This window comes from Pseudogemmobacter bohemicus (assembly GCF_003290025.1).
GTDB classification, from domain to species: domain Bacteria; phylum Pseudomonadota; class Alphaproteobacteria; order Rhodobacterales; family Rhodobacteraceae; genus Pseudogemmobacter; species Pseudogemmobacter bohemicus.
The window spans coordinates 102,704-113,455 of the sequence record NZ_QNHG01000007.1 but is presented as its reverse complement, the minus strand read 5'-3'; the positions used below and the strand labels follow the sequence as shown (position 1 = coordinate 113,455).

The following is a 10,752-nucleotide window of genomic DNA, read 5'->3' as shown; positions in this document are numbered from 1 at the left end:
GGGCTGAGATGGCTATACACAGTGAGCTATACCGCCTCAGATCCGAGGCATCGCGCTACCATTTCGAGAAGGCCCGAGGCTACCCGTGAAAACCATCCGAGACCCTCTGGTCGCCTATAACGAGCGCGTGAAAATCTTCGCGGGCTTCATGAATGCCCTCTCGCTGGGCCTGATCGGCTTCGCCGTGCTGCGGCCGCTGACCGAGACCCTGAGCAACGCGAACCTGTCCACTTTGTGGTGGGGAATCGCGGGACTCGCATTGCACGGCGTTTCGCACTATATTCTAGGAAGGATACGCAAGGAGGTGAAGGAATGACGTTCTTCGAATTCATCGTCCCGGTCATCGCGCTGGCGGTTGCTGGCGTGGGGATCCTCGTGCTGCGCCACCAGGAGAAGCAGCTCGACAAGCCCACGCACCGGCACCACCCCGCAGAGTGATTTCTGCAACCGCGAAAGATCCGACAATATAGGGTTAGGGGCAAAATCGGCCCTGAAATCGTATTATCGAGCCTCATCACTCGTGGCTTGATAATAAACACCCCGTCAAGCAAGGCTCGATAATATGGGGTGAGCGGCTCAGATCACCCCAACAGCAGGTCGGTAAGGGCAGCGGTCAGAGGCTGGCTCGATCTCTGAGGCAAGCTCTTCACTCCATCCTGTGCGCGACGAGTTTTTGCATAGACCGCATCCAGCCAGGCACGATCCATATCCATGATGATAGAGATATGGCGTGGCTCCAGAGGCAGGCGCATCATCCGGCACCATGCTTCCACCTCCGAAGGCTGGAGCGCGTTCGGGCCGGCCGGGTGATAGGTGCGGGTCAGGCTCAGGCGCTGGAAGGTGTTCCAGAGGATCCGGCCGGCCTCAGGCGGCACAACCTTTTCACCTTTGAGCGCGGATGTGACGGCTTCGCAAATCTGGCGGGACAGCCGGCGCATCAGCGGATACCGAATGCAGATTTCGACCGGCGCGAGGCCTGCATCGAGGTGGAAACCGATTTCCCGATAATACCTGGCGCGGCCGCGCCGACCACATTGCCGGCGGTCCGGGTCGAGATTCGTTCGACCGCCGCCCGCCAGTTGCCATCCTGATCGACGGAAACCCGCACATCGACCTGCGAACTGCCGCCGCCGGCGCTCTGGCTGCGCGTGTGATCCACCACGGTTTCGCGCGGGTGCATCATCGCAAGGAAGCCGCCTTTCCCGTCGAGACCGCCCGAGCGCGGTGCATCGCCGGTATAGCCGCCGCCGTCGAAGCTGCCGCCCAGCAGATTGCCGACGAAACTGAACAGCCCGCCGCCGCCCATTCCCTCGATCATCTTGAACATCGCGGCCTTGAACTGGGCTTTTGCGATTTCCATGAGAAGATCGGCGACGGCTTCCTTGGCGCTCTTGCTGCCGTCGAGGATGGAATCGAACATGCTGCCAAGGGCATCCTTGCCGCGCTCGGTCGCCTCCTCGATCTGTCGCATCTTCTCGGCCGCCGCTTCCGCCTCAAGCCCCGCCGTGGCATAGGCGCGGGCCTGCGCCTCGATCTGGGCGGTAAGTTCGGGCGTGATAGCGATCCCCTGCTTTTGGGCAGCCATCAGGAGTTCGGCCTTCTTCTTCGCATATTCAGCCGCGCCGGCATAATCGCCGCGCGCGTCGGCTGCCGACAGGAAGGCCAGGGTCTCGGCCTCAAGCACCGCGATCTGTTCGCGGGTCTGCTCGATCGCCGCCGCGAACTCATCGCGCGACCTCCCGCCTCCGCCGCCCCTCTTGCCGCTGCCGCCAGTTGGCAGACTGGTCTGAAGCGCGTCAGGGATGCCGTCCCCGTCCATATCGGCCTGCCAACTGGACGGGCGCGCGCCCGGCCTCGGGCTGGTGTCCATGCCGCTGTCGAAGGTCGGGGGCATATTGGCATCGGCCCCCCCTTCGAGGAAGGGGCCGGTCGTGACCGCACCAGGGATCGACGCACTCGCCTCGCGGCCCTTCTCTGCAACAAAGCCGAGCATCTTGGCGAGGCGCTCAGCCCCAGCCGCTCCAGTTCATTGAGGTGCAGGTTCAGCGTGGAGCGCGACATCTCGCAGTCCTGCGCAAGGCGCTCCTGCTTCGGGTTGCACTGGCCGGTATCGCCGTTGTGACGGTCAGCAAGATGCCACAGGACAATCTTCGTCGCAGGCTTAAGCCCGCGCTGCCTGATCGCCCAGTTGGTCGCAGCGTGGCTCATGCTATCGCCCCCTCACTGGTCCGCATCGAGGATGCTGCACCGAAGGAAGGCGCCTGGTTGTTCGTTTTCAGAACACCGGAATAGTTGGAACCGAGGCCTTTAAGGCCTTGAATTTCCATACCCCGCATTCTTGGAACTTTTTCCTCCAAGACACGGATTTTGCGGATTTCGCTAACACCCCTCCGGACCTCCCCGCAGAGTATTTTCATCAAGAGGAAATACGAAAGGGAAAGGGGAAGCCCCTCTCTCAGGTTTCGATCATCACCAGATGGCCGGGTGAGACTTCTTCGTAGCGCCGGGCTGGCGGTCTGAAGTCGAGGGGGCGGATTGGGGTTTTCAGCTCTTTGATCTGCTGGTTGCGGCGCAGGTGGCGGCGGGCCGGGTCCGGGACCGTGACCGCGCCGATCAGCTGACGGGTATAGGCGTGGCGCGGACGCTCCATGATCTCAGGCCGTGGGCCGATTTCGACGATTTCCCCCATATACATCACGGCGATACGGTGGCTGACGCGTTCGACCACCGCAATGTCATGGCTGATGAACAGGAAGGCGATGCCCAGCCGGTCCTGGATGTCGAGGAGCAGGTTGACCACCTGGGCCTTGACCGAGACATCCAGCGCTGAGACCGACTCATCCGCGATGATCAGCTTCGGGTCGAGCATCAGCGCGCGCGCGATACAGACCCGCTGGCGCTGACCGCCTGAAAATTCATGCGGATAGCGTTCCAGCATGGCGCGGGTGAGGCCGACCTGTTCCATCAGGATCGCGGCTTTTGCCCTGCCCTCGGCAGCGGTTCCCAGCCGATGCTCGGTGAAGGGCTCGACCAGCGCATCGCCCACCGTCATCCTCGGGTTCATGCTCGCCAGCGGATCCTGCGGGATCATCTGGATCTCACGCCGCTTTTGCCGGAGCGCCTCGGGGCGGAGCGCGAACAGCTCGTCGCCCGACATCGTCACCGCACCGGTCGAGCGGTCATTCAGCCGGATGATCGACTTGCCGGTCGTAGATTTGCCGCAACCGGATTCACCGACCAGCGACAGGGTCTCGCCCGGAAAGATACGGAAGGAGACATTTTCCACCGCATGGACCTGCGCCACGCGGCGGTTGAGCAGACCGCCCCGCACATCGAAGCGGGTCACAAGGCCCTGCACATCGAGGATCGGCGCCGAGAGATCGGGGCTGTTTTGCAAAGGCAGCGCCGCACCTGCACGACCGGTTGCCATATCGACCAGCGGAAAGCGCAGGGGCGACGGTTCGCCCTTCATGCTGCCCAGCACCGGGACCGACGCAAGAAGCGCTTTGGTATAGGGCTCTTGCGGGCTGGCAAAAAGCGCAGCGGTCGCCCCCTGTTCCACCGCCTGGCCGCGCAGCATGACGACGGTGCGGTCAGCCATCTCGGCCACCACGCCCATATCATGGGTGATGAACAGCATCGCCATGCCATATTCGGCCTGGAGGTCTTTCAGCAGGTCAAGGATCTCGCCCTGCACCGTCACATCCAGCGCTGTGGTCGGCTCATCCGCGATCAGGAGCTTCGGGCGCGAGGCCAGCGCCATCGCGATCATCACCCGCTGGCGCATACCGCCGGAAAAGGCGTGCGGGTAGTCGTCCATCCGCCGGGCGGCATTGGGGATGCGGACGCGTTCCAGCAGCGCAATCGCCTGTTTGCGGGCCTCGGGCCCCGGCAAGGCGTGATGCGAGGTCAGCGCCTCGATGATCTGGTCGCCGACCCGGTAGATCGGATGCAGCGAGGTCATCGGCTCCTGGAAGATCATCGCCGCCGCCTGGCCGCGGATATGGCGGATCATTCCCGCCTCATCCAGCTTGAGGACATCATAGCCGGCCAGCCGGATCTCGCCCTCGACGCGTGAGGTCGCCGGATCGAGCAACCCCATCACCGAAAGCGAGGTGACGCTTTTGCCCGAGCCGGATTCGCCGACCAGCGCCACCGTCTCGCCGGGGCTGATATCGAAAGACAGCCCCCCGATCACCCGGTTCCAGCTTTTGCGCGCGCCAAGGAACGAGACCGAGAGATCCCGGATCGACAGGATCGGTGCGGGGGTTTCAGGGCTCTCGTTCATGCGCGGCGCATCCTCGGGTCGATCAGCAGGCACAAAAGGTCGACCACCGCATTGGCGATCACCACGAAGAAAGAGGCGTAGAGCACGGTCGCCATGATCATCGGCAGGTCGAGGACTTTCAGCGCCTGATAGGTCAGCCTGCCGACGCCGTTGATGCCGAAGACCACCTCGGTCAGCACCGCAGCCCCCCCGACCAGCACGCCGAAATCCATGCCGAACATGATGACGATGGGAATGATCGCGCTCCGCGTCGCGTGTTTCAGCAGCACCTTGCGCCCGGTGAGGCCCTTGGCGCGGGCGGTGCGGATGAAATCTTCCTGGTAGGTCTCGATAATCCCGGTGCGCAGCATCCGCCCGTAAAAACCGATATAGAGGAAGGCGAGGGTCAGCCAGGGGAAGACCATGGAGCGGAACCAGAGGCCGGGATTCTCGGAGAATGGCGTATAGCCGAGCGCCGGCACCCAGGAAAACGCCCAGGTGTCGTGAAGGCGGTTTTGCGTCACCAGGTTCACCATCTCGCCGACCCAGAAGACCGGCATGGCGACGGCCATCATCGAGATCCCCATCAACAGCTTATCCGGCCAGCGCCCGCGAAAGGCTGCCGCCGTGATGCCGGTCACAATACCGCCCAGCATCCACAACACCGCCGCGCCCGAGACCAGCGACAGGGTCGCGGGGGCCGCCGCCATCACCGTCGGGATGATCTTCTGGCCCCGGTTGGCGAAGGAGGTCAGGTCCTGGCTGATGAACAGCCGCTGCATCATCAGCCCGTATTGCACATAAAGCGGTCGGTCGAGGCCGAAGTCTTTCCGGACCGCCTCGATCGTTTCCTGCGCCGCGTTCCTGCCGGCGATGCGGGCGGCGGGGTCGGATGAGGGCGTGGCAAAAAAGATCAGGAAGGTGATGACGGAAATGCCGAACATCACAACGACCATGCGCAAAAGCCGCGAGAGAATGGCTGCCAGCATCTCAGCGACCCCTTGCCGATTTGGGGTCAAGCACGTCCCTGAGCACATCTCCGAACAGGTTCAGCAGCAGCACCGTCACCATGATCGCGAAGCCCGGCGCCAGCGAGACCCAGGGGCGGGAATACAAAAGCGTCTGCCCGTCCTGGAGGATCGTCCCCCAGCTGGCATTCGGCGGCTGCACGCCCACCGAAAGGAAGGAAAGCGAGCTTTCCGTCACAATGTTCAGCGCCATCAGCATCGGTGCGAACACGATCAGCGTGGTCGAGACATTGGGAAGGATATGACGCAGCAGGATCTTCCAGCGGCGAATGCCAAGACCCCGCGCCGCCATCACGAATTCGGACTGGTTGATCGCCATGACCCGGCCGCGAATGGGGCGCGCAACATAGGGCACATAGACCAGACCGATGATCAGAATGGGCACGATCAGACTGCCCGAAGATATCTCGAACGGGCCAAGCGCGAAGCTTTTGCCGATCATCACGATGGAGAGCGAGATCGCCAGCAGATAGACCGGAAAGGCCCAGATCATGTCTATCAGATTCGAGAGAACGCCATCCACCACGCCGCCGGAATAGCCGGCCGCGATGCCGATGATCGCCGCCCAGAACAGGCATATAAGCGTTGCGGCTCCGGCAATCAGCAGCGAGTTGCGGCCCCCATAGAGCATCCTGGCCGCCACATCGCGGCCCTGGCCATCGGCGCCCAGCAGATATTGCGGCCCCCAGGTCGGGCCGATAGGCGTGACGCCCAGGCCCAGCCCCTCGGTCGATTGCTGCATCACAGGCGTTGGCTTGCCGTCGATTTTGATCCTGGCGGACAGGCCCGAACGGAACGGATCCGTCCCCGATACATATTTCGCATAGACCGGCGCCAGCAGCGTCGCGACCACGATCAGCATCAGAAGACCGGCGGAAATCATCGCGGTCGGGCTGGCGATCAGCCCCTCGAAGACACGCTTCCAGGGGCCGCGCCGCCGACCGGCATCCTCCCCGGCGGTGACCGCCGGAGAAGGAGCAGTTTTGTCGGATTCAGGCAGCATCGCGCGGGATCACTGCACCCAGGACTTGCCGACCAGCCAGTGGAACTGGCTCGAGAACTCGTAATTGCCAAGGCGCGCCGAGATCAGATCGACATCTTTCGGGGTGAACATCGGGATCGCGGGCGAGAGCTTCATCATATCATAGTCGATATCGCCCCATTCCTTCAGCGCCGCCTCCGGATCGGTCGAGCCAAGCGCCATTGCCGCTTTCATCCGGTCATCAAGGCCCTTGTCGCAGATCCCCGACATATTCACCGAGCTGTCCGAACCCGGCGTAAAGCTGTCGCAGCCGAACAGGACATTCAGGAAGTTCGAGGGCGCCGGGTAATCCTGATACCACTGGGTCACCGAGATCTGGACGTTGTTATTGGTGTTCTGGATATAGGTGAACTGGATATCGCCCGAGATCGACTGCACGGTGGCATCATAGCCCAGATCGGTCAGCACGGTTTGCAGATAGGTGCCAACGCCGCGCGATGTGACGGAATCATCGGTCACCACGGTGACTTTCTGACCCCTGGTGCCCGAAGCCTCGACCAGCTCCAGCGCCTTGTCCATATCGGGGGCCGACCAGAACTCGCCCGGATCGGCGGTATAGTCGCAACGATCGACATGGCCGGGCATGTCGGGCGGCAGGATGGTGCAGACGGGCGAGGCCAGCGCCGGGCCGCCAAAGACCGAAACCAGCGCGTCGCGGTCAACCGCATAGTTCAGCGCCTGACGCGCCTCCAGGCTGTTGAAGGGCGCGATATTGACGTTCATCGGCGCATACCACCAGGCAACCTGGGGCGAGACGCGCAGCTGATCGGGGTTCGAGACGCTGAGTTCGGCCAGACGGTCCGAGGGAACCGGCTCATACATGAAATCGGCCTGGCCGTTCAGGATCGCATTGACCGCAGCCTCTTCGGTGCCGCCAAAGGTGTATTCGATACGGTCAGCATAGCCTTTGGGCTGGGCCTCGGCGCTCCATTCCTGGAAATAGGGGTTGCGAACCATGATCAGCGAGGCGTTCGGGTCATAGCTTTCAAACGCATAGGTGCCGGTGCCGGGAATCGGCTCATTGCCGGCGTCTTTCGTCACCGTATCGGCAGGCACGATGGCGGCATGCGGCACGGCGAGCTTGTAGAGGAACTCGGCATCCGGAGCGGTGAGATTGATGGTGATGGTATTGGTGGCGGCATCGCCGGTCACGCCGCCTTCCAGCGTGCAGGTCGCAGCATCGGCAAGGCATTTATCGGCGCCGACAATACCGTTATAGAAGCTGCCCGAGGTCGGGCTGGAGACCTTGAAGATGCGCTGGAACGAGGCGACGACATCCTCGACCGTCAGATCCTTGCCATTCGAGAATTTGATCCCCTGGCGCAGTTTGAACGTATAGGTCTTGCCATCATTCGAGATGACCGGCGCCTCTTCGGCGAGATCCGGCACCACTTCGGCGCTTGCCGCCCCACCGGCCTTTTTGAACGCCATCAGCCCGTCATGGGTCCAGATGAAAAGCGGCCAGTATTTCGCGGTATAGTTGATATGCGGATCGAGCGTGCCTTCCGAGGCAACCGCGACCAGCTTCATCGTGCCGCCGTAATGTGCGTCCTCGGCAAAGGCCGGCTGAAGGGCGGTGCCAAGTGCCAGCGCCGCCACACCGCACAGGATGCGGCTGCGCATGCGGGTCGTCAGAGACAGCGATTCACTCATGTTATGAGACTCCCTCGGGGTGGAATGGCGGTCATTGCCGCCGGGTTTGTCCGGACTTTGCGCCCGGATCTGCAGATTCAACGGCGGTCGTCGCATTCGGCAAGGAATGCTTCGACCACTGTTATACAAGCGTCGAATTCCTCGACATGAGGCATATGGCTCGCATTCGGAAAAATATGCCAGCGGTTATCGGGGATATTATCGACGAAAGGCCGGATGGTGGCCGGGGTGGCCTCGTCATATGCCCCGGAAATAAGCAGAACCGGCACATTGATCAGATGCACATGATCGCTGACATCCCAGTTTTTCAGCGTGCCGGTGATGTGGAACTCATTCGGGCCGATCATCAGGTTGTAGACATGGGCATCGGCCTCCATCGCATGATTGGTGCGCTGCACCTCTGCGGGGGCGGGGTCGAGGCGGCAGACATGGCGGGCGTAGAAGACCTTTGTGGCAGCCTTGTAATCGGGGTGATCCGTGGTGCCAGCGGCCTCATGCCGGTCGAGAACCGCCTGCACATCGGCGGGCAGATCCGCCCGCAGCCGGGCGGTCTCGGCAATCCAGAGCGGCATCGAGGCCGGGCTGTCGGCAAGGATCAGCGACAGCAGGCCGACAGGCCGGGTGATGCCGAATTCTGCCCCCAGCATGCCCCCCCAGGACTGCCCCAGCAGATGATAGCGCGACAGGCCCAGATGCGCGATCAGGTTGGCCAGTTCATCCAGAAAAAGATCGGTGGTCCAGAAATCCGCACCCTTTTCCGGCAGCCGGGTCGAGTTGCCATTGCCCAGCTGGTCATAATGGATCACTGCCCTGCCGCTTTCTGCCAGCGCGGCGAAGCTTTCGACATAATCCCAGGTACAGCCCGGGCCCCCATGCGCCACGATCAGCGGTGCCAGGCCGGATTGCAGATCCCCCGCGATGCGATACCAGGTCTCATAGCGGCCGAAAGCGGCGCGGCCTTCGGTGATCTTTGCGGTGGTATAAGCCGTATCCATCGGGCCGCTCACCCCTGACGCTCATAATCCAGACCGCGCGCCAGCCAGCAGCCCAGCGTGAGCCCCGCCACCCTGCCCGCCCCGTCGCGACGAATCTGCAGCGTCCAGTCGCCCGGCGCCGGCGCATCCATCGAGCGGCGGGTGCGGATCAGCCAGACATCCGGACCGGCGGCCAGCACCGGCTCCATCCGCCCCTCGCCAAGCCGGCCGGAAAACAGCGCGAACACCGCTTTGTCCCGCGCCTCAAGCCGCAGCGAGGCGCCGGTTTCGGCGCAATGATACCGCCCCGCGATCCCGGTGCCATCCGCCAGTTCCAGCACTGCCAGCGGCGCCATCACAGTATCGATATTGTCGCGCAGGCGGCGCATATGCAGGTGGTCGCCCTGCCGCTCCAGCCGGGTCTCGTCGGATGCCAGAACGCCCGGCGCGATCTGGTGCAACGCCTCGGCCCCGGTCGCGAAATGCAGCTTAACAACGGTCTCTGCCGGCTCCAGCCGGGCGATCAGCCCGGTCCCGGGGCAAAGCCACTGGCCTGCCCAGCCCGGCTCGGGTTGCTTGTATTCCGGCTCGGGCTGGCCAAGCGCCGCCCGCATCAGGAAATGCGCGGCATCATGGGCCGAGGCCTCATGGTTGAACATCACCACGACGGAAATCCGCGCCTCTGCCGCATGGAGGCGCTGCGCCCGAAAGCCCCGCAGCGCGCCGCCATGGCCGGTCAGCTTTACCCCGCCAGAGGTCTGATGCGCCAGGCCGAAACTGTAAAGCGCCGGGTTGCCGTCGCTGAACGTGACCGGTGCCGAGAGCCGGCGGTAGAGCCCGGCCTCATCCTCACGCGTTGCGTCGATCCAGGCCTCATAGGCCAGCATATCGTCCAGCGAAGCGGAGATTCCGGCATCACCGACCCAGTAAATCCCGTTATCCGCAGGGAAATACCCGGTCACGTCGCGGCCTTCATAACCGGTGACACCATCCTCGGGATGGCGCGTATCGGCGGTCAGCGTGGCGGTCTTCATCCCCGCCGGGCCCCAGATATGCTGATGATAAAGGTCAACCAGATCGCGGCCATTCGCGCGGCGGATCAGCTCGGGCAACAGGCGGAAATTGCAATTGCAATAGGAATAGCCGCTGCCCGGCGCGAAATGCCCCTCGTGGATCGCGGCAACCATCGGCACCGCCGCATCCTTACCGAATGTCTGTTCGGCTTTGGCGCCCTCAATCACCGTCATCGCCCAGTAGTCGCGCAGGCCCGACTGGTTGTGGCACATCTGCCGGACCAGCGGGCGCGGGCTTTGCAGCTCCGGCAGGAATTCCGGCAGATGCCGATCCAGCGCCTCGGGCGAACCGAACTCGGCCAGCAGAGCGCCACAGGTGAACTGTTTCGAGATCGAACAGATCGGCAGCCGCGTCGCCCGCGTCATCGGCTGATGGGTTTCCAGGCTGGCATAGCCCCAGGCCCGTGCCGCCACCTCGCGCCCGTCTTTCAGCACCACTGCAACCCCGCCCGGTCCGGCAAAACGGCGCGGCAGGAGATCAAGGGCTTCGGCGAGCGGGAGGGGGGAGGGTCTGGACATGATCTGCGCATCATTGCCGGAAACGGGCGGAGTTCAAGGGGGTTGACTGCCGCTAGGTCAGGCGGCCCCGGAACGGCGGTCACGCCGCGCGGCACAGGAGAAATCAGCCATTGCCGAAATTGGATAGTCAGACCTGGAGGAGAGGCGAATACTGTCCGGATCAAAATCAAAAAACTCGCATCCAACAGGGAAACAT

The 10,752-nt window shown here is 63.1% G+C and carries 10 protein-coding genes and 1 pseudogene; 2 read left to right on the top strand and 9 right to left on the bottom strand.

Annotation, left to right across the window (positions count from 1 at the left end; translation table 11 throughout):
* Window positions 1-85 precede the first annotated feature (85 nt).
* Both DRF71_RS25505 and DRF71_RS29135 read left to right on the top strand, forming a co-directional pair.
* Window positions 86-316, top strand: a complete 231-nt coding sequence (locus tag DRF71_RS25505) for a hypothetical protein (protein ID WP_112313266.1) — start codon at window positions 86-88, stop codon at window positions 314-316.
* Window positions 313-438 (top strand): hypothetical protein, encoded by a 126-nt coding sequence (locus DRF71_RS29135; RefSeq protein WP_269814406.1) that lies wholly within the window; start codon window positions 313-315, stop codon window positions 436-438. Before DRF71_RS25505 ends, DRF71_RS29135 begins: the two co-directional genes overlap by 4 nt.
* Before the next feature lie 143 nt (window positions 439-581).
* Here the strand turns inward: DRF71_RS29135 and DRF71_RS25500 are convergent, their stop codons facing one another.
* The 9 genes and pseudogenes from DRF71_RS25500 to DRF71_RS25460 all read right to left on the bottom strand — a co-directional run bounded on the left by DRF71_RS25500 (window position 582) and on the right by DRF71_RS25460 (window position 10,556).
* Window positions 582-938, bottom strand: a complete 357-nt coding sequence (locus DRF71_RS25500; RefSeq protein ID WP_112313265.1) for a phage tail assembly chaperone — start codon at window positions 936-938, stop codon at window positions 582-584.
* Window positions 938-1,993, bottom strand: a complete 1,056-nt coding sequence (locus DRF71_RS25495) for a hypothetical protein (protein WP_232831697.1) — start codon at window positions 1,991-1,993, stop codon at window positions 938-940. The genes DRF71_RS25500 and DRF71_RS25495 overlap by 1 nt, the downstream gene beginning before the upstream one ends.
* Before the next feature lie 74 nt (window positions 1,994-2,067).
* Window positions 2,068-2,208 (bottom strand): annotated as a pseudogene (locus DRF71_RS28890) (helix-turn-helix domain-containing protein); the annotation flags it as partial.
* Window positions 2,209-2,455: 247 nt separating this feature from the next.
* A complete protein-coding gene (locus tag DRF71_RS25485; protein WP_112313262.1) occupies window positions 2,456-4,288 on the bottom strand; it encodes an ABC transporter ATP-binding protein in 1,833 nt (610 codons plus the stop codon).
* The gene (locus tag DRF71_RS25480; RefSeq protein WP_112313261.1) at window positions 4,285-5,256 is read right to left on the bottom strand and encodes an ABC transporter permease; all 972 of its coding nucleotides are present in this window, start codon (window positions 5,254-5,256) and stop codon (window positions 4,285-4,287) included. Before DRF71_RS25480 ends, DRF71_RS25485 begins: the two co-directional genes overlap by 4 nt.
* 1 nt (window position 5,257) lies before the next feature.
* Window positions 5,258-6,298: an ABC transporter permease gene (locus DRF71_RS25475; protein WP_112313260.1), complete on the bottom strand. Its 1,041-nt coding sequence runs from the start codon at window positions 6,296-6,298 to the stop codon at window positions 5,258-5,260.
* 9 nt (window positions 6,299-6,307) lie between these two features.
* Window positions 6,308-7,990: an ABC transporter substrate-binding protein gene (locus DRF71_RS25470; RefSeq protein WP_232831687.1), complete on the bottom strand. Its 1,683-nt coding sequence runs from the start codon at window positions 7,988-7,990 to the stop codon at window positions 6,308-6,310.
* 77 nt (window positions 7,991-8,067) lie between these two features.
* Window positions 8,068-8,985, bottom strand: a complete 918-nt coding sequence (locus DRF71_RS25465) for a proline iminopeptidase-family hydrolase (protein WP_112313259.1) — start codon at window positions 8,983-8,985, stop codon at window positions 8,068-8,070.
* Between the two features lie 8 nt (window positions 8,986-8,993).
* Complete coding sequence (locus tag DRF71_RS25460) at window positions 8,994-10,556, bottom strand: D-aminopeptidase (RefSeq protein WP_112313258.1); 1,563 nt, start codon at window positions 10,554-10,556, stop codon at window positions 8,994-8,996.
* Window positions 10,557-10,752 lie beyond the last annotated feature (196 nt).